The organism is Stenotrophomonas sp. TWI1149 (genome assembly GCF_039673155.1).
Lineage (GTDB): Bacteria > Pseudomonadota > Gammaproteobacteria > Xanthomonadales > Xanthomonadaceae > Stenotrophomonas > Stenotrophomonas maltophilia_AA.
Genome location: NZ_JBDJLB010000012.1, coordinates 1 through 20193, shown reverse-complemented (window position 1 = coordinate 20193; position 20193 = coordinate 1). Strand labels below are relative to the sequence as shown.

At 67.8% G+C, this 20193-nt stretch carries 12 protein-coding genes and 1 pseudogene; 11 read left to right on the top strand and 2 right to left on the bottom strand.

The features are described 5' to 3' along the window. Position 1 precedes the first annotated feature (1 nt). From xylB to ABE424_RS14240, 4 genes are read left to right on the top strand one after another with little or no spacing between them, the layout of a single operon-like run. On the top strand, positions 2–1495 hold the full coding sequence (gene xylB, locus ABE424_RS14255; protein WP_346491231.1) for a xylulokinase: 1494 nt from the start codon (positions 2–4) through the stop codon (positions 1493–1495). Between the two features lie 42 nt (positions 1496–1537). After that, the gene (gene xylA, locus ABE424_RS14250; protein ID WP_346491232.1) at positions 1538–2872 is read left to right on the top strand and encodes a xylose isomerase; all 1335 of its coding nucleotides are present in this window, start codon (positions 1538–1540) and stop codon (positions 2870–2872) included. 47 nt (positions 2873–2919) lie between these two features. Then, the gene (locus ABE424_RS14245) at positions 2920–4329 is read left to right on the top strand and encodes a sugar porter family MFS transporter (RefSeq protein WP_346491233.1); all 1410 of its coding nucleotides are present in this window, start codon (positions 2920–2922) and stop codon (positions 4327–4329) included. Next, positions 4326–6890: an exo 1,3/1,4-beta-D-glucan glucohydrolase gene (locus tag ABE424_RS14240; protein ID WP_346491234.1), complete on the top strand. Its 2565-nt coding sequence runs from the start codon at positions 4326–4328 to the stop codon at positions 6888–6890. The genes ABE424_RS14245 and ABE424_RS14240 overlap by 4 nt, the downstream gene beginning before the upstream one ends. Before the next feature lie 17 nt (positions 6891–6907). Here ABE424_RS14240 and ABE424_RS14235 read toward each other — a convergent pair whose 3' ends face one another. Then, positions 6908–7963 carry a LacI family DNA-binding transcriptional regulator gene (locus tag ABE424_RS14235; RefSeq protein ID WP_346491235.1) on the bottom strand — a complete coding sequence of 352 codons (1056 nt, stop codon included), beginning with the start codon at positions 7961–7963 and terminating at the stop codon, positions 6908–6910. A gap of 111 nt (positions 7964–8074) precedes the next feature. On the opposite strand from ABE424_RS14235, the gene ABE424_RS14230 reads away from it, so the two are divergent. The 7 genes and pseudogenes from ABE424_RS14230 (at position 8075) to ABE424_RS14200 (ending at position 19932) form a co-directional block, all read left to right on the top strand. Beyond that, on the top strand, positions 8075–10189 hold the full coding sequence (locus ABE424_RS14230) for an alpha-glucuronidase family glycosyl hydrolase (protein WP_346491236.1): 2115 nt from the start codon (positions 8075–8077) through the stop codon (positions 10187–10189). Next, complete coding sequence (locus ABE424_RS14225; protein ID WP_346491237.1) at positions 10186–12216, top strand: sialate O-acetylesterase; 2031 nt, start codon at positions 10186–10188, stop codon at positions 12214–12216. The genes ABE424_RS14230 and ABE424_RS14225 overlap by 4 nt, the downstream gene beginning before the upstream one ends. Continuing rightward, positions 12216–13904 carry a glycoside hydrolase family 43 protein gene (locus ABE424_RS14220; protein WP_346491238.1) on the top strand — a complete coding sequence of 563 codons (1689 nt, stop codon included), beginning with the start codon at positions 12216–12218 and terminating at the stop codon, positions 13902–13904. Before ABE424_RS14225 ends, ABE424_RS14220 begins: the two co-directional genes overlap by 1 nt. Positions 13905–13975: 71 nt before the next feature. Further along, complete coding sequence (locus tag ABE424_RS14215; protein ID WP_346491248.1) at positions 13976–16600, top strand: glycoside hydrolase family 3 C-terminal domain-containing protein; 2625 nt, start codon at positions 13976–13978, stop codon at positions 16598–16600. A gap of 10 nt (positions 16601–16610) precedes the next feature. Next, positions 16611–18080, top strand: a pseudogene (locus ABE424_RS14210) (MFS transporter); the annotation flags it as partial. Then, the gene (locus ABE424_RS14205) at positions 18057–19073 is read left to right on the top strand and encodes a glycoside hydrolase family 43 protein (RefSeq protein WP_346501940.1); all 1017 of its coding nucleotides are present in this window, start codon (positions 18057–18059) and stop codon (positions 19071–19073) included. The pseudogene ABE424_RS14210 and the gene ABE424_RS14205, both read left to right, overlap by 24 nt. After that, positions 19063–19932, top strand: a complete 870-nt coding sequence (locus tag ABE424_RS14200) for an aldose epimerase (RefSeq protein ID WP_346491239.1) — start codon at positions 19063–19065, stop codon at positions 19930–19932. The genes ABE424_RS14205 and ABE424_RS14200 overlap by 11 nt, the downstream gene beginning before the upstream one ends. Positions 19933–19937: 5 nt before the next feature. Here ABE424_RS14200 and ABE424_RS14195 read toward each other — a convergent pair. Next, positions 19938–20193 (bottom strand): DUF1214 domain-containing protein (locus ABE424_RS14195; protein ID WP_346491240.1); only part of this gene is annotated, 256 nt, incomplete at its 5' end.

The following is a 20193-nucleotide window of genomic DNA, read 5'->3' as shown; positions in this document are numbered from 1 at the left end:
GATGGATCTGGTTGCAGGAATCGATGCAGGTACACAGAGTCTGAAAGTGGTGGTGTACGACCCTGCCGGGCGGCAAGTCATTGCCAGCGCGAGCGCGCGCCTGGAGCTGGCGTCCGCCGCCGATGGCAGCCGTGAGCAGCAGCCGGCCGCGTGGGTCGCAGCCCTTCAGGACTGCTTCCGCGCGATCGATTCCACGGTTCGATCCCGCATTTCCGCGCTGGCGATCTCGGGGCAACAGCACGGCTTCGTACCGGTCGACGCCGCGGGTGAGGTCCTCGCGCCGGCCAAGCTGTGGTGCGACACCAGCACCTCGGCCGAGTGCGTGCAGATCATGGACGCACTCGGCGGACCAGCGCGCACGATTGCGCTGGCCGGCAACCCCATCCTGACCGGTTACACCGCATCCAAACTGCCCTGGACGAAGACGCACCGGCCCGACGCCTACGCCCGGCTGGCCACGATCCTGCTGCCGCACGACTACCTCAACTTCGTGCTGACCGGCCAGCGCTTCTGCGAACATGGTGACGCGTCGGGCACGGGCTGGCTGGACGTGCGAACCCGCACCTGGTCGGCCGAGCTGTTGCGCGCGACCGATCCGGAGCGCGACCTGGCCCTCTGCCTGCCGCGCATCGCCGCGCCCGACGAGCTGTTCGACATCGAGCCGGCCACGGCAGGCGTGTTGGGGCTTCCCGGGACGGTGAAGGTTGCGGTCGGCGGGGGCGACAACATGATGGCGGCCATCGGTACCGGCTGCGTCGTGCCCGGCCGCCTGGCGATGAGCCTGGGTACCTCGGGGACCTTGTTCGCCTATTCGGACACGCCCGTGGTCGATCCGGACGGCGCCTGGGCCGCGTTCTGCTCGTCCACCGGTGGCTGGCTGCCGTTGATCTGCACGATGAACTGCACCGTGGTGACCGAACAGGTCGCCGATGCCTTCGGCTTCAGCACCCGCGACGGTGATGCCCACCTGCGGGCGACCTCGCCCGGTGCCGACGGCCTGGTGATGCTGCCGTTCCTCAATGGCGAACGCACGCCGGACCTGCCGCTGGGCAAGGGCGTCCTGGCCGGTCTGGACACGACGAACATGACCCCGGCGCACCTCTACCGCGCGGCCATGGAAGGCGCCACCTACAGCCTGAAGTATGGATACGACGCCTTCGTCCGCGCGGGCATGCGGTTCGACCGCATCGTGCTGACCGGTGGCGGCAGCAACAGCGCGCAGTGGCGGCAGATGGTGGCCGATGTCTTCGGCCTGCCGGTGGACGTGCCGACCCAGTCCGAGGGGGCGGCGTTCGGTGCGGCATTGCAGGCCCTGTGGGCGCTGGGGCACGCGCGCGGTGACGCCGCCTCCATCGCCGACATCGCGGACCAGCACGTTGCGGTCGATCCGCTGCAGTCCGCTCACCCGGATCCGATGCGTACGCACGCCTATGCCACGGCCTATGCACGTTTCCTGCGACACCTCGACGCCCTCACGCCGCTGTATCGCGGCTGATCCCTCTACGCACCACCTCGCACAACGACAGGAAGACGCACCATGAGCAATCAACCCTTCATCGGCGCCAATGAGTACTTCCCCGGCATCGGCCGCATCCCCTTCGAAGGCCGGGGCTCGGACAATCCGCTCGCGTTCAAGGTCTATGACGCGGACAAGGTCATCGGTGGCAAGACGATGCAGGAGCATCTGCGCTTCGCGGCCTGCTACTGGCACACCTTCTGCAACGCCGGGCATGATCCGTTCGGTCCGGGCACCCGCAATTTCCCGTGGGAAACCGGCTCGCCGATGGCGACCGCCGAGGCCAAGGTGGACGCGGCGTTCGAGTTCTTCACCAAGCTCGGCGTGCCGTACTGGTGCTTCCACGATATCGACCTGGCGCCGGATGCGGACGACGTCGGCCAGTACGAGAAGAACCTGAAGCACATGGTGGGCCTGGCCAAGGCACGGCAGGATGCGACCGGCATGAAACTGCTATGGGGCACGGCCAACCTGTTCTCACACCCGCGCTACATGAATGGTGCGTCCACCAATCCGGATTTCGCCGTGGTGGCGCGCGCCGCCGTGCAGGTGAAGGCGGCCCTGGAGGCGACGGTTGAGCTGGGCGGCGAACACTATGTGTTCTGGGGTGGCCGCGAAGGCTATGCCTCGCTGGCGAACACGCAGATGAAGCGCGAAGTCGATCACTTCGCGCGGTTCCTCACGATGGCGCGCGACTATGGCCGCAGCATCGGGCTGAAGGGCAACTTCCTGATCGAACCCAAGCCGATGGAGCCCATGAAGCACCAGTACGACTTCGACAGCGCGACCGTGGCGGGCTTCCTGAAAGAGCATGGTCTGCACAAGGACTTCAAGCTCAACATCGAGGCGAACCACGCCACGCTTTCCGGCCACACCTTCGAGCACGATCTGCAGGTCGCCTCGGACCACGGCCTGTTGGGCAGCATCGACGCCAACCGCGGCAACGCGCAGAACGGCTGGGATACGGATCAGTTCCCGACCGACCTTTACGACACCGTGGGCGCGATGCTGGTCGTCCTGCGGCAGGGCGGCTTGGAGGGCGGCCTGAACTTCGACGCCAAGCTGCGTCGCGAATCCACCGACATGGAAGACCTGTTCATCGCCCACATCGGCGGCATGGACGCGTTCGCACGCGGGCTGGAAGTGGCCCACGCGCTGCTCAACGACTCGCCGCTGGAACAGTGGCGCACGGCGCGCTACGCCAGCTTCGACACTGGTGCCGGCAAGGAGTTCGCGCAAGGCGCGCTCAGCCTCACGGACCTGGCCGCACTGGGTGCCAAGGGCGGTGAGCCCAACCAGACCAGCGGCAAGCAGGAACGCTACGAGAACCTGCTCAACCAGTACCTGCTGCGCTGAGCGCGACAGTTCGCAGCGATGACACCGAACCGGGGAGGGGCAGGGCAATGAACCAGGCAGTGAGCGGTGGGGAGAACACCCGGCTGATCGTACTGATCAGCGTGGTGGCGACGATTGGCGGATTCCTGTTCGGCTTCGACAGCGGCGTGATCAACGGCACCCAGGACGGCCTGCACCAGACGTTCCGGTCCGGCGAGTGGATGCAGGGGTTCGAGATCGCCTCGATGCTGTTGGGCTGCGCCATCGGTGCCTTCAGCGCCGGCCGGCTGTCCGACAGCCTGGGACGCCGCAACGTGCTGATCGTCTCGGCGGTGTTGTTCCTGCTGTCGGCGATCGGAGCGGGCGCGGCGGCGTCGTCGACCATGTTCATCATCGCGCGGGTGATGGGGGGCTTTGCGGTCGGCGCAGCCAGCGTGATCTCGCCGGCGTACATCGCCGAAGTCGCGCCAGCGCGTTACCGTGGCCGCCTCGCGACGGTCCAGCAGATCGCCATCATCAGCGGACTTACCGTCGCGTTCCTGTCCAACTATCTGTTGGCGGCCACCGCCGGTGCCTCGACCGAGGCGCTGTGGGGTGGGTACGCGGCGTGGCGCTGGATGTTCTGGATGCAGGCGGTGCCCTCGCTGCTGTTCCTGGCGCTTCTGCTGACCATTCCGGAGAGCCCACGCTACCTGGTGGTGAAGCGCCGCAAGGACGAGGCGCTGCACGTGCTGACGCGGCTGTTCGGCGGTGCCGAGGCACAGGCCAAGCTGGCCGAGATCGACGCCTCGCTGTCGACCGATCACCATCGCCCGCGGCTGTCGGATCTCCGCAGCAAGGCCACCGGGAAGATGCGCCCGATTGTCTGGGTCGGCATCGGCCTCGCCATCTTCCAGCAACTGGTCGGCATCAACGTGGTGTTCTACTACGGCGCCGTGCTCTGGCAAGCGGTCGGTTTCTCCGAGAACGACGCACTGCTGATCAACGTGCTGTCCGGTGCGCTCAGCATCGGCGCCTGCATCGTCACCGTGCTGCTGATCGACCGCATCGGGCGCAAGCCGCTGCTATGGGTCGGCTCGGCCGGCATGGCGGTGTCGTTGGCGCTCCTGGTGGTCGCCTTCGCGAGTGGCTCGCTGGTCGATGGGCGCCTGCAGCTGCCCGGGAGCATGGGCACGCTGGCGCTGGTGGCGGCCAATGCCTACGTGGTGTTCTTCAATCTCTCCTGGGGCCCGGTGATGTGGGTGATGCTGGGCGAGATGTTCCCCAACCAGATCCGCGGCTCGGCACTGGCCGTGGCGGGTGCGGCGCAATGGACCGCGAACTTCGCCGTCACGGTGACGTTCCCCATTCTGTTGGCCGCCATCGGGCTCGCGGCGACCTACAGCCTCTACCTGGCGTCGGCCGTCATCTCGGTCTTCTTCGTGCTCAGGTATGTGCACGAAACCAAGGGCAAGGAACTGGAGCAGATGGAAGGATGAACACGATGACGAATCGACCCCTTACCCACGCCCGCCGTGGCGTGCTGCTGGCCGCACTGATCGGGGTGCTGGCTGCCTGCGGAAACGATGACAAGGCTGCTGCACCGGCGGCGGCCGATCCGGATCCGTGGCCGCAGGTGGCCTGGCCGCTGCCCCAGGATGCCGCGCTGGAGAAGCGGATCACCGACCTGATGGACACCATGACGGTGGAGGAAAAGGTGGGTCAGCTGGTGCAGGGCGATATCGCCAGCATCACGCCGGAGGACCTGCGCACCTACCGGCTCGGCTCCATTCTCGCGGGCGGCAACTCCGACCCCGGCGGCCGCTACGATGCCTCGCCGGCCGAATGGCTGGCGCTGGCCGATGCGTTCTATGCGGCCTCGATGGACACCTCGCAAGGCGGCAAGGCGATTCCGGTGCTGTTCGGCATCGACGCCGTCCACGGGCAGAGCAACATCACCGGCGCGACCCTGTTCCCGCACAACATCGGCCTGGGCGCGACCCGCAATCCGGACCTGCTGCGCCGCATCGGCGAGATCACCGCGCTGGAAACCCGTGCGACCGGGATGGAGTGGGCGTTCGCGCCGACCGTGGCGGTACCACAGGACGACCGCTGGGGGCGTACCTACGAGGGGTACTCCGAGTCGCCCGAGGTGGTGGCCAGCTATGCCGGCGCGATGGTCGAGGGCCTGCAGGGCAAGGTGGGCTCGCCAGGCTTCCTTGACGGTCGCCATGTCATCGCGTCGGTCAAGCACTTCCTCGGTGATGGCGGCACCACCGATGGCAAGGACCAGGGCGATACCCGGATCAGCGAGGCCGAGCTGGTGCGCATCCACGCGGCCGGCTATCCGCCCGCCATCGCGGCGGGCGCGCAGACGGTGATGGCGTCCTTCAACAGCGTCAACGGCGAAAAGATGCACGGCAACAAGCCGTACCTGACCGATGCGCTGAAGGGGCGCATGCACTTCGGCGGTTTCGTGGTGGGCGACTGGAACGGCCACGGGCAGGTCAAGGGCTGCACCACCACCGATTGCCCGGCCACGATCAATGCCGGCCTGGACATGGCCATGGCGTCGGACAGCTGGAAGGGCTTCTACGAGACCACGCTGGCCGCAGTGAAGGACGGCACGCTTCCCCAGCAACGCCTGGACGACGCAGTGCGCCGGATCCTGCGGGTCAAGATGCGGCTGGGCCTGTTCGAGGCGGGCAAGCCGTCGTCGCGCGCCGTCGGTGGGCAGTTCGCACTCGTCGGCGCGCCCGAGCATCGTCAGGTTGCACGCCAGGCGGTGCGCGAATCGCTGGTGCTGCTGAAGAACCAGGGCGGCGTGCTGCCGCTGTCGCCGAAGCAACGCATCCTGGTGGCCGGTGACGGTGCCAACGACGTGGGCAAGCAGGCGGGCGGCTGGACGCTGAACTGGCAGGGTACCGGCACCACCCGCAAAGACTTCCCGAATGCGGACACGATCTACGAAGGTATTGCGCAGCAGGCCAAGGCCGCTGGCGGCGAGGCGCAGTTGGCGGTGGATGGTGCTTACACCACGAAACCGGACGTGGCCGTGGTGGTGTTCGGCGAGAACCCCTATGCGGAGTTCCAGGGCGACCTGCCCACCCTGGCCTACAAGCCGGGCGACGACGCGGATCTCGCGTTGATCAAGCGGCTCAAGGCCGACGGCATCCCCGTGATCGCGGTGTTCCTCAGCGGACGCCCGCTCTGGGTGAACCGTGAGATCAATGCCGCCGATGCCTTCGTGGCGGCCTGGCTGCCTGGTTCGGAAGGGGCCGGCATTGCCGATGTGCTGCTGCGCAGGCCGGATGGCAGCGTGCAGCACGACTTCAAAGGCACGTTGAGCTTCAGTTGGCCGCGCACCGCGACGCAGTACGCCAACAATGTCGGGCAGAAGGACTACAACCCCCTGTTCGCCTTCGGCTTCGGCCTGACCTATGCCGACAACGGTGATCTGGCCGCGCTGCCGGAAGCATCGGGCGTGACGGGCAACGAAGGAGCCGTCGGTGTGTTCTTCGCGCGTGGGGATGCCGGCTCCGGCATGGCCCTGCGGCTGGAGGGCAGCACAGGGCAGGGGGTGACCGTCACCCAGGTGCCGGAATCCCTCGAAGGCGATCTGCTGAAGGTCACCGGCGTGGATCACCTGGCGCAGGAAGATGGCCGCCGTCTCGCGTGGTCGGGCAAGGGTGAGGCGATCATCGCGCTGCAGTCGCACACGCCACTGGACCTGCAGCGCGAGAGCAACGGCGATCTGATGCTGTTGACCACGATGCGCGTCGACGCCGCCCCCCAGGGCGAGGCGTGGTTGTCCGTGGGCTGCGGCACGGGCTGTTCGGCGCGCGTCGCGCTCGGACCGGCGCTGGCAACGCTGCCCGTGGGCCAATGGACCCGCGTGGGCGTGCCCTTGAAGTGTCTGGCGGCGGCAGGCGCGGCGGTCGGCAAGCTGGATCGCCCCTGGGCGATCGGGACGGCAGGCGCGATGACGCTCTCGGTGTCACGCGTTGCCCTGGGCGCCTTGAACGAAGCGGAGGCCACCATCGCATGCCCCGGCGCGTGACGATGCGGCGTGCGCCCTCAGCGCTTGGGCGGGCGCGCGACCGAGTCGCGCACCACCAGCCGGTGCGGCATGACGTGATCGGTCAACACGCGCGTGTCATCGCCCTTGCGGCGGATGATGCGCAACAGGATATCGATGGCGGCGTCCGCCATCGCAGCGATCGGTTGATGAATGGTGGTGAGCTCGGGCCAGACGGTCGTTGCCGCCGACGTGTCATCGAAGCCCACCACCGACAGGTCACGGGGCACCTCGAGGCCGCGTCGGTGTGCAACGGAGATGGCCGCTGCGGCCATGTCGTCGTTGCTGGCGAAGATGGCCGTCGGCGGCCGACGCTGGGACAGCAGCTTCTCGGTTGCGGCAAGCCCGGAACGGTAGGTGTAATCCCCCTGTTCGACGAGGCCGGGTTCTACCTGCAGCCCTGCCTCCTGCAGGGCGGTGACAAATCCATCGTAGCGGCGCGCGCTCGCGCTGAGGTCGCTGCGGCCGCAGATGAAGCCGATGCGACGGTGCCCGTGCTGGATCAGGTGTTCGGCCATCTCCTTGCCCGCGTGGAAGTCGTCGATGCGGACGCAGGAAAGATCGTCCCTCAGGTGCCCCGACGCGATCGCGACCACCGGGATGCCCGCGCTGACCAGTTCGGTCACGGCCGCCTGCGACTCGCACAGCGGGGGCGGCAGGATGACGCCATCCACACGGCCCGCCAGGGCGCGCGCAGCGTTGCGCTCGGCCTCGGGGTCGAAGTTGTCCCAGTAGTGGATGACCAGCTGGATGGCCGCGTTGGACGCGACACGCAGCAGCCCCACCAGCAGCTCCCGCAGGTAGGCGCCGCTGGGGTTGGTGTAGATCAGCGCGATCCGCGTGTGCTGCGCCGCCGCCAGCGAACTCGCGGCCAGGTTGGGCGTGTAACCCAGTTCGCGCACCGCGCGCATCACCCGTTCGCGCGTGACATCGCGCACCTTGCCTTGGTTGATCGCGCGCGACACGGTCATCGGCGAGACCCCGGCCAGGGCAGCCACCTCGTCGATCGTCACGCCGCTGGTTTTGCGGCGGACCGATTTCTTCGGCTTGTCCAATGCGTGTTGCCTTTCTTCTTTGTGACGCTGCCGCGAGGCGGGCACGTCCGCAGCTTACAAGGTTTGCTGGCGACACTGCTGCTCCGCCGGAATGTCGAGCGGTGTCACTGGATGTTGGGTGTCGCCCTGGCACTTTTCGCCTGCGCGGGCAGCGTGCGCGCGGAGGACGGCTACGCCCTCTGGCTGCGCTATGCACCGCTGGAACCTGCCCTCGCGACCGACTACCGGACACGGCTGGGCGGGGTCGTGGCCCCCGATCAGACCCCGACGCAACGTGCCGCGCGCGAGGAACTTGTGCGTGGCCTCACCGGCCTGCTGGGTCGCGCGCCGCGGATGCAGAGGGCGCCCAGCGCGGACCCCAGCGTGGTGCTGGGCACCCCCGATTCGTCGGCCGTGATCGCGCCGCTCCGCAAGGAGATGGACTCACTCGGCGACGATGGCTACCTGCTCAGGCGTGCGCACATCGGCGGGCGCGAGGTGCTGCTGGTGGCCGCACGCGAGGATATCGGGGTGCTGTATGGCGTGTTCCATCTGCTGCGACTGCTGCAGACCGGTGCGTCACTCGATGCCCTCGAGGTTCGCGAAGCACCACGGCTCCGGCTGCGCGTGCTCGACCACTGGGACAACCTGGACGGCTACGTGGAGCGCGGCTACGCGGGCCGCTCGCTGTGGGACTGGCAGACCCTGCCGGAGTGGCGGGACCCACGCTATACGGACTATGCGCGTGCCAACGCCTCGCTCGGCATCAACGGCACCGTGCTGAACAATGTAAACGCGAGCGCGCAGAGCCTTGCGCCGGCATATCTCATCAAAGCGGCCGCGCTCGCGGACATGTTCCGGCCGTACGGCATCCGCGTGTACCTGAGCGCGCGCTTCAGCGCCCCCATCGAGCTGGGCGGGCTGAAAACCGCCGATCCGCTCGACCCGGACGTGCAACGTTGGTGGCGCGACAAGGCTGACGAGATCTACGCGCGCATTCCGGATTTCGGCGGCTTCCTGGTCAAGGCCAATTCGGAAGGACAGCCCGGACCGCAGGACTATGGCCGCTCGCATGCGGACGGCGCCAATCTGCTGGCTGACGCGCTGGCACCGCATGGCGGCGTGGTGATGTGGCGCGCCTTCGTCTACGCGCATGAGGTGCCCGAGGACCGCGCCACGCAGGCCTACACCGAATTTGTCGGCCTGGACGGTGACTTCCGCCCGAACGTGATCGTGCAGGTAAAGAACGGGCCCATCGACTTCCAGCCGCGGGAGCCGTTCCATCCCCTGTTCGGGGCCATGCCACGCACGCCGCTGATGATGGAGGTCCAGATCACCAAGGAGTATCTCGGCTTCGCCACACATCTGGTGTACCTGGGGCCGCTGTACGAGGAGGTGCTGCAGTCCGATACCCACGCACGCGGCGCGGGCGCCACGGTCGCGCAGCTCCTGACCGGCATTGCCGGCGTGGCCAACATCGGCAACGATCGCACCTGGAGTGGGTCGCACTTCGACCAGGCCAACTGGTACGCCTTCGGCCGTCTCGCCTGGAATCCGGACCAGTCCGCCCGCGACATCGCGGCGGACTGGGCAGCGATGACGTTCGCGTCGGATCCCGAGGTGGTGGCGCCCATCGTCGACATGATGATGGCCTCGCGCGAGGCCGCGGTGAACTACATGACGCCGCTGGGCCTGCACCACCTGATGGCGCGCGGGCATCATTACGGGCCCGGCCCCTGGGTGGACGGCGGTCCGCGCGCGGACTGGACCGCCGTGTACTACCACCGCGCCGACCGCGATGGCATCGGCTTCGATCGCACCGCGCGCGGCAGCGACGCGGTGGCCCAGTACGCCCCCGAGGTGGCCGCCGTGTACGGCGACCTGGCGCGGGTGCCGGAGCCGCTCCTGTTGTGGTTCCACCATGTCCCGTGGGATCACCGCATGGCCTCGGGACGACCGTTGTGGGACGAACTGGTGGGGCGTTACTCCCTGGGTATACGCCAGGTAGAGGGCATGCAGGCCACCTGGGCAGGCCTGCAGGGCAGGGTGGATGCGCAGCGGCATGCGCAGGTCGCCGCCTTCCTCGGCATCCAGCGGCGCGAAGCGCAGTGGTGGCGCGATGCCAGTGTCGCGTACTTCCAGTCGGTCAGCGGCAGGCCCTTGCCTGCGGGCGAAACCGCGCCGCCACACGCGCTGGGCTGGTACCAGCGCCTGCAGTTTCCTTCCGCGCCGGGAGATGGGCGATGAGTCGGACAGCGTGGATGGGCTGGATACTGGCGACCATCGTGATGTGCTGCGCCATGCCGGCCGTGGCACAGGAGCCGGCCACAGCACTGTTGCATCCGCTGTTCCAGGATCACGCTGTGCTGCAGCGCGATCAGCAGATTCCGGTCTGGGGCCATGCTGCGCCCGGCATTCCGGTTTCCGTGGCGTTCGCGCGACAAACCGTCACCACGCGCGCGGATGCCGGCGGCCAGTGGCATGCAACGCTGCAGCCCATCCCCGCAGGCGGCCCTCACGACATGACCGTCCGCGCAGGGCAGACCACCCAGATCGTGCATGACGTGCAGATGGGTGATGTCTGGTTGTGTTCCGGGCAGTCGAACATGGAACTGCCGGTGTGGCGCGCGCTAGACGCAGACAGTGAGATCGCCTCCGCCACGCACCCGACGATCCGCCTGTTCACCGTGCCCAAGGCGGCAGCCGTCACGCCGCAGAGCACGTTCCGGGCGCCGACGGCGTGGAAGCCGGCGCCGCCCGCCGCGGTGCGCGCCTTTTCCGCCGCCTGCTTCTACTTTGCGCGTGAAGTGCAGAAGACCGTCGACGTCCCGATGGGGCTGATCCAGGCGGCGTGGGGCGGCTCGCGGATCGAGGCGTGGACCAGCGCCGACGCGCTGCGTGCGCAGGGCGGCATGGACCCTGCGCTTGACCTGCTCACGCTCTACGCAAGCAACCCTGCGGCGGCAACCGCGGGCTGGGGCGAGGTATGGCAGCAGTGGTGGTCGAAGCGCGAGGGAGCCCAGCAAGGCGACACCCCCTGGCAGCCGGGCACAGACAGCACGGCATGGCACACGGCACCCGCCGCACTGGGGGCTTGGGAGCGTTGGGGCGTGCCGGCGCTTGCCGCGTACAACGGCATGGTCTGGTACCGCACCCAGGTCACGCTGACCGCCGCGCAGGCGGCGCAGGGCGCACGGCTTGCGCTGGGCGCCATCGATGAGACGGACATGACCTGGGTCAACGGCGTGGCGGTGGGCAGCCAGTACGGTGCAGGGGAGGCGCGGCGTTACACCCTTCCGGCCGGTCTCTTGAACGCCGGTGAGAACACGGTGGTGATCAACGTGCTGGACACCTACGGCGAGGGTGGGCTGTCGGGACCGGCCGCCGCCCACGCGGTGGAGCTGGACGACGGCACGCGCATCGTCCTTGACGCGCCGTGGCACTACCGGGTGGCGCCCGGTGCACAGGCGCCGCCGCTGGCGCCCTGGCATGCCGCCACGGGTCTGTCGACGCTGTACAACGGCATGATCGCGCCGCTCGGGGGCTATGGCCTGCGTGGGATGCTCTGGTACCAAGGCGAGTCGAACACGGGCGACGGCGCCGCTTATGCCAACCGGCTGCGCAGCCTGCGCGACGACTGGCGCAGCCGGTTCGGTGCGCGGATGCCGCTGCTGGTGGTGCAGTTGGCCGGCTATGGGCAGCCGCCCCAGGCGCCGGTGGAGAGTGGCTGGGCACAGGTGCGCGAGGCGCAGCGTCGCGTCGCGGCGGAAGACCCCCATACCGGGCTCGCGGTGGCGATCGACATCGGCGACGCGTACGACATCCACCCGCCCAACAAACAGGAGCTGGGCCGGCGCCTGGCCCGGGTGGCACGTCACGTGGTCTACGGCGAACGGGCGCTGGCACCTTCCGGCCCGACGGTTCGCACCGCGTCGCGCGCGCAGGGCGAAACAAGGATCGCGTTCGACAACGTCACCGGCACCCTGGCCACGACCGGTGCGAACGGCCCCATAGGATTCGAGCTCTGTGACGCCGACGCACGCCACTGCCGCTATGCCGAGGCGGTGCTGGAGGGGCGCGACGTGGTGCTGTCATGCCGGGATTGCCTGGATTGCGTGGATTGCGTGGAGCCGGCCAGCGGCCGGCACTACAGTAGCGGCGCGTTGCGTGTGCGCTACTGCTGGGCCGACGGCCCGGTCTGCACGCTGCGCGACAGCAGCGGTGCGCCGGCCGGGCCCTTCGATATTCCCCTCACTGCCGCCGAGGTTCCCTGATGCGCCTGCTGATTGCCACGCTGCTCTTGCTGCTGCCTGCTGCGCCATCGCTCGGTGCCACGGCGGCGCCGCCGGTCTTCTTCGACTGGTTTGAATACGCCGGTCACGACGCGGCCTTTGAAGCACCGCTGCCCACCGGTCACTACCGCAACCCGATCCTGGCCGGCTTCCATGCGGATCCGAGCATCGTCCGCGCCAATGACCGCTTCTATCTGGTCAATTCCAGCTTCACCTACTTCCCAGGTATTCCGGTATTCGAAAGCATCGATCTGGTGCACTGGAAACAGATCGGCAACGTAATCGACCGCCCGACGCAGCTGGACTTCGATGGACTGAGCATTTCGCGCGGCATCTTCGCGCCGGCGATCGAGTACCACGACGGCATGTTCTATGTGGTCACCACGGCCGTCGACAGTGGCGGCAACTTCATCGCGACCGCGCGCGACCCGGCCGGCCCCTGGTCCGACCCGCACTGGCTGCCCAGCGTGGAGGGCATCGACCCGTCCCTGTTCTTCGACGAAGACGGCGCCGTCTACCTGGTGAACAACGATGTGCCGCCCGGTCCGCAGCGCTACGAAGGCCACCGCGCCATCTGGATGCAGCAGATCGATCTGGCCGCGTTCAAGCCGGTGGGGCCGCGCAGGGTGCTCATCGACGGCGGGGTGGAGCCGGCGAAGAACCCGATCTGGATCGAGGGGCCGCATGTCTTCAAGCGCGATGGCTGGTACTACCTCTCCGACGCCGAGGGGGGCACCGGGCCGCAGCATTCCCAGGTGGTCCTGCGCAGCCGCAAGGTCTGGGGGCCGTACCTCCCGTACGCGGGCAATCCGGTTCTTACCCAGCGCGACCTGCCGGACGACCGGCCGCTGCCGATCACCAATGCCGGCCATGCCGATCTGGTGGAAGGTCCGGACGGCACCTGGTGGGCGGTGTTCCTGGCCAGTCGCAATTACCAGACGCGCCACTACAACACGGGCCGGGAGACGTATCTGCTGCCCGTGCAGTGGCGGGATGGCTGGCCGGTGATCCTGCCGGCCGAGCAGGCCGTCCCGTATGTGGTCAAGGCGCCGTCATGGATGCGGGGCGATGCCTTGCAGGCGCCATCAACCGGCAACTTCGTCGATCGCGACGGTTTCGATGCACCGACGCTCGGCACGGGATGGTTGCAGGTGCGGGTCCCCAAACAGGCGTGGGCAGACCTGGGTATGCGTCCGGGCAGCTTGGCCGTGCATCCGCTGCCGGAGAACCTCGACACGCTGCGCAACCCTGCCTTCCTTGGCCACCGTCAGCAGCATCTGCGCTTCGAGGCCAGCACTGAAATGACGCGACCGGCGACGGATGTGGCGGCGGGCCTTGCTGCGTTCCAGAGCGAGAGTTACTGGTACTTCCTGGGCGTGCGCAGCCTCGGCGGGGATCGCGTGGCGGTGTTCCTGGAAGGGCGCGATGGCAGCGGGGCGACCCGCACCCTGGCCACGCGCACCGCGACGGCGTCCACGTCGCTGCGCCTGAAGATCGCCGGTGACGAGGGCAGCTATGCGTTCGCGTTCGACACGGGTGATGGGCAAGGCTGGCAGACGCTCGCTGACGACGTGGACGGAACGGTGTTGAGTACGGATCGCGCAGGCGGCTTTGTCGGCGCGCTGCTGGGACCATTCGCGCGCGACGAGCGCGCCTTGAGGAGCAAATGATGACGCGTGCGCCTTACCTCTGCAGTGGCCGTCGTGGCCCGATCTTCCGCATCCTGGCGCTGTGCGCCGCCATGGCATCGGCGACCGCCGGTCAAGCGGCGGAAACCCAGCCCTGGCTGGACACCTCGGCCAGCTTTGAAACCCGCGCCGCCGCGCTGGTGGGGCAGATGACCCTGGAGGAAAAGGCCGCCCAGATGCAGAACGCCGCGCCGGCCATCGAGCGCCTGGGCGTTCCGGCCTACGACTGGTGGAACGAGGGCCTGCACGGTGTGGCGAGGGCAGGGCAGGCCACCGTCTTCCCGCAGGCGATCGGGCTGGCTGCCACTTTCGATGTGCCGTTGATGGCGCAGGTCGCGACCACCATCAGCGACGAGGCGCGCGCCAAGCATCACCAGTTCGTACGCGAGGGGTCGCATGGCCGCTACCAGGGCCTGACCTACTGGTCGCCGAACATCAACATCTTCCGCGATCCGCGGTGGGGCCGTGGCCAGGAAACCTACGGTGAGGACCCGTACCTGACCGCGCGCATGGGCGTCGCCTTCGTGCACGGCCTGCAGGGCGACGACCCGGTGTACCGCAAGCTCGACGCCACGGCCAAGCACCTGGCCGTGCACAGTGGACCCGAGGCCGACCGCCACCACTTCGACGCGCGCCCCAGCAAACGCGACCTGTACGACACGTACCTCCCGGCCTTCGAGGCGCTGGTGAAGGAAGGCCAGGTCGACGCGGTGATGGGCGCCTACAACCGGGTGTACGGCGAGTCCGCCAGCGCCAGCAGGTTCCTGCTGCGCGACGTGCTGCGCCGGGACTGGGGCTTCAAGGGCTACGTGGTGTCCGACTGCTGGGCCATCGTGGATATCTGGAAGCATCACAAAATCGTGCCGACCCGCGAGGCCGCAGCGGCACTGGCGGTCAAGAACGGCACCGAGCTGGAGTGCGGCCAGGAATACGCCACGCTGCCGGCCGCGGTACGCCAGGGGCTGATCAGCGAAGCGGAGATCGACGATGCGGTGACGCGGCTGTTCACCGCGCGGATGCGGCTGGGCATGTTCGATCCGCCCGAGCGCGTGCGCTGGGCGCGGATACCGGCCTCGGTGAACCAGGCCCCGGCGCACGACGCGCTGGCCCTGAAGGCCGCGCAACAGTCACTGGTATTGCTGAAGAACGATGGCGTGCTGCCGTTGTCGCGCAGCCTCAAGCGCATTGCCGTGGTCGGCCCGACCGCCGATGACACCATGGCCCTGCTCGGCAACTACTTCGGCACGCCGGCCGCGCCGGTGACCATCCTGCAGGGAATCCGCGACGCCGCCAAGGGCGTCGAGGTGCAGTACGCACGCGGCGTCGACCTGGTCGAAGGGCGCGACGATCCCGGTGCGACACCGCTGATCGAGGCGGCATACCTGCGGCCGTCGGCCGATTCCCCGGAACGTGGCCTGCGCGGTGAGTACTTCCGCACGCCGGATCTGTCAGGGACGCCGGCGCTGGTCCGCACCGACGCACAGATCGGTTTCCGCTGGGACCGGGGTTCACCCACCGACAACCTGCTGGCCCGCGGTGAAGCGGCGCCGGGGCAGGGCATTCCCAACGATGGCTTCAGTATCCGCTGGCGGGGCCAGCTGCTGCCGCCGGTCTCGGGTCGCTACCGGATCGAGGCCGCCGCCGATGACGGCTTCCGTCTCTACGTGGATGGCAAGCGGGTGCTGGACCACTGGGCCAACAGTGATCGCCTGCGCAGCGACGGTGTCGACCTGGACCTGCAGGCGGGCCGCGCCTACGAGCTCACGCTGGAGTACTTCGATAACGAACGCGACGCCGGCGTGCGGCTGGGCTGGCGCATGCCCGGCGCGAAGCCGCCGTTCGAGGAAGCGGTCGATGCCGCCCGCAATGCAGACGTGGTGGTCTTCGTCGGCGGCCTGACCGGCGATGTCGAGGGCGAAGAGATGACGGTGAACTATCCGGGCTTCGCCGGCGGCGACCGCACCGACCTGCGCCTGCCCGCCACCCAGCGCGCCCTGCTGGAAGCGCTGCATGCCACCGGCAAGCCGGTGGTGATGGTGCTGACCGGGGGCTCGGCGCTGGCGGTGGAGTGGGCCCAGGCAAACCTCTCCGCGATCCTGATGAGCTGGTATCCCGGGCAGCGCGGTGGCACCGCAGTGGGCGAAGCGCTGTTCGGCGACACCAATCCCGCGGGCCGGCTGCCGGTGACCTTCTACACTGCGGACCAGGCGATGCCGGCCTTCGACGACTACACGATGGAAGGCCGCACCTACCGTTACTTCCGCGGCACACCGCTGTATCCGTTCGGCTATGGGCTGTCCTATACCCGGTTCGGCTACGGCAAACTCCGTCTCGATGCGCCCCGCATCGCCGACAACGGCACGCTCAAGGTGCAGGTGGACGTCTCCAACACGGGCAAGCGCGCGGGTGACGAAGTGGTGCAGGTATATGTGCGCCGGCTGGCGGCCGGCGCAGGCGATGCGCAGCAGACCTTGCAGGGCTTCCAGCGTGTCCACCTGGCGCCTGGCGAGCGGCGCACCGTGGCATTCGATCTGCACGCACAGCAGGCGCTGCGCCAGTACGACGACGCACGCGGCACCTATGCGGTCCCGCCGGGGGAGTACGAAGTAAGGGTCGGCGGCTCCAGCGCCGATGCCCGTGTGCAGAGCCGCTTCACCGTGGAGGCACGTCGTGACTGAGGCCCGCCACATGGATATTCCCGAGCACACGCTGTCCGTCCGGGAGAAGCTGGGCTACAGCCTGGGCGACCTCGCGGCCAACCTGATCTTCCAGACGCTGATCACCTACCTGGCGTTCTTCTACACCGATGTGTACCGGTTGCCGCCCGCCACGGCGGCGACGATCATCCTTGTCATCGGCCTGCTGGGCGCTTTCGTGTTCACCCCGCTGATCGGCATTGCCGCTGACCGCACGGTCAGCCGCTGGGGAAAGTTCCGGCCCTGGATCCTGTGGACGGCGATTCCCTTCGGCGCGCTGTCGCTGCTTGCCTTCAGTACGCCGGACCTCGGCGGGCATGGCAAGGTCATCTACGCCCTGGTGACCTATGGCCTGCTGATGTTCGTGTACGCGGCCAACAACCTGCCGTACTCCGCGCTCAGCGGCGTGCTGACCGGCAACATGGCCCAACGCAACAGCCTGTCGGCCTACCGCTTCGTGGCGGTGATGATCGCGCAGTTCATCATCCAGGTGCTGCTGCTGCCGCTGGTGCTGATCCTGGGCGACGGGGACCGTGTGCAGGGCTTCCAGCGGGTAATGACCGTGTTCGCCGTCGTGGGCACGCTGTTCTTCCTGATCACCTTCGCCACCACCCGCGAGCGCATCGTGCCGGCCAAGGAGCAGACGGGCGGGGTGATGCAGGACCTGTCCGACCTGCTGCACAACCGGCCGTGGAAGGTGATGCTGGCCCTGACGGTGCTGGTCTTCATCAACCTCGCCCTGAAGGGCGGCACCTACATCTACTACTTCCAGTACTACATGAGCGAGGCCGCGTTGGCGGGTTTTCTCGACGCCTCCGGTTTCAACGGCTTCATCGCAGGAGTGAACGCGGCCCTCAACGGATGGGGCCTGTCCGGCTTCACCTGGCCGGAGGATCCGGCGACGTCGGCCTTCAGCCTGTTCAACGCCTGCGGCATCCTCTGCATGATCCTGGGCATCGGCGTGTCCCGCCGCCTGGCCGACCGCTTCGGCAAGCGTGATGTCTTCGGCGGCGCGCTGCTGGTGTCCACCGTGTTCCTGCTGGTGTTCTACCTGTTTCCGCCCACGGCGGTCGGCGTGGCCTTTGGCGCCTTCATGCTGCACGGGTTCTGCTACGGGATCACCATCCCGCTGCTGTGGGCGATGATCGCCGACGTTGCCGACTATTCGGAATGGAAGAACCATCGCCGCGCCACCGCGATCATCTTCTCCGCGATGCTGTGCGGGTTGAAGATCGGGCTCAGCATCGGCGGGGCGCTGGTCGCCGGGATTCTCGCGCACCACGGCTATCAGGCCGGCGCGGAACAGCAGCCCCAGGCCGTGGTGGACGGCATCCGCCTGACCGTGAGCCTCTACTGCTCCATTCCCTTCCTGGTCGCGGTTGCGCTGCTCTTCCTCTACAGGATCGACAAAGGCATGGAGACGCGCATCGAGCATGACCTGCATCTGCGTCGCCAGGGAAGCACCCTCGATCAGCTCGCGGCGCATGCCATTTCCCAGCCGCTGGTGACCCACATCTATACCGCCGATCCTTCGGCCCACGTATTCGAGGGGCGCCTGTACATCTATCCGTCGCACGATATCGACGGCGGCGCGCCCTTCGACGATGAGGGCGGGCATTTCGGCATGGAGGACTACCACGTGCTGCGGATGGATTCGCCCGAGGCCGATGCCATCGATTGCGGCATGGCGCTGCATGTGCGCGACGTACCCTGGGCCGCGCAGCAGATGTGGGCGCCGGATGCGGCTCACCGCGACGGCCGCTACTACCTGTATTTCCCGGCCAAGGACGGGCAGGGCATGTTCCGGATCGGCGTGGCGGTCGCGGATCGCCCGGAGGGGCCGTTCACTGCCGAACCCGACCCGATGGAGGGCACGTACTCGATCGACCCGGCCGTGTACGAAGACGACGACGGCACGCATTACCTCTATTTCGGCGGCATCTGGGGCGGCCAGCTGCAGAAGTACCGTGACAACCGCTTTGATGCGACGCACGAAGAGCCGACCGGGGAGGCCCCGGCACTCGGACCGCGTGTTGGCCGACTGGACGCGGGCATGACGCGGCTGGCGGAGCCCACGCGCGAGGTCGTCATCCTGGACGAGCACGGACAGCCGCTGCGTGCCGATGACCATGCGCGCCGGTTCTTCGAAGGGCCGTGGCTGCACAAGTACCAGGGCCGCTATTACCTCTCGTACTCCACGGGCAATACGCACCTGCTGTGCTATGCCATCGGTGACAGCCCGTATGGACCGTTCACCTATGCCGGGGTGATCCTGAAGCCCGTTGTGGGCTGGACCACGCATCACTCCATCTGCGCGTTCAAGGGGCAGTGGTATCTCTTCTACCATGACGCCTTGTTGTCGGGCGGCGTGACCCACCTGCGCTCGGTCAAGTACACGCCGCTGCAGATGGAAGCCGACGGCAGCATCCGGACGATCGATCCGTATGGCGCTTGAAGCGGCGTCACCGAAAGACGATGCGCAGGCGCCGCTGCCGGGTGGCCGCCTGTACTGGTTGCGGGCAGGAAAGCTGGAGGTCGCGCTCGCACCGGAAGCCGGTGGACGCATTGCGCAGATACGGTACGACGGGGTCGACTGGCTGGTGGGCGAGCAGGAGGGTGGGGCGGCTGCGATCGGATGGGGGTGCTATCCCATGGTGCCTTGGGCCGGGCGGATCCGGCAGGGGCGCTTTGCCTTTGATGGCAAGCCGTATGCGCTGCCGCGGAACTTTGGCGGGCACGCGATCCACGGGGTGGGCTTCTCACGGCCGTGGCGTATCGACAGTCTCGGGGCGGACGGCGCAGCGCTGTCGCTGGCGCTTCCTGAGAATGGGTATTGGCCTTTCGGTGGCACAGCGACACAGGCCATCCACGTGCATTCCGACGGCCTCGATCTGCAACTTGCCGTGCAGGCTGGCGACCAGCCCATGCCAGCCGTACTCGGCTGGCATCCCTGGTTCCGCAAACCGGACCAACTGCTATTCGCTCCCAAGGCGATGTACCCCCGGGACGGGGAGGGCATCGCCACCTTGCCTTGTGTGAGTCCGGCGCCCGGCCCCTGGGATGACTGCTTTGTAAGCCCCGCCGACGTCATGCTCGTCTCAGCCGGCCAGCGGCTGCGCATGCGAGCGGACACCGATCACTGGGTGATCTACGACGGCGCCGCGCACGCCACCTGCGTGGAGCCTCAGACCGGCCCGCCCGATGGGTTCACGCTGGCGCCGAACCACCTGCAGCCAAGTCAGCGGCTTGAGCTGACGTTTGAGCTGAGGTGGGAGATCGACACTGGCGACGTTCCGGCGCCCGGGGATCGCTAGCCGGGTCACTGATCGGCTTGTTTCGCCGCTGCTCCGCTGTCGGTCGTTCTGACCACGGCGGGGGTGGTCCAGCGGCCCTCCAACAGCGCCGGCTGGGGACGGTAGTAGCGCATGAACATCACGAACGGTCCCTTGGGAGCGGGCAGCCAGTTGGCCTGCCTCTCCTTGCCGGGCGAATCCGCCTGGATGTAGATCGTCAGCCCACCGTCAGGATCCTTCTTCAATCCAGCCAGCATCGGCGAGTTGATCAGATAGCGGTTG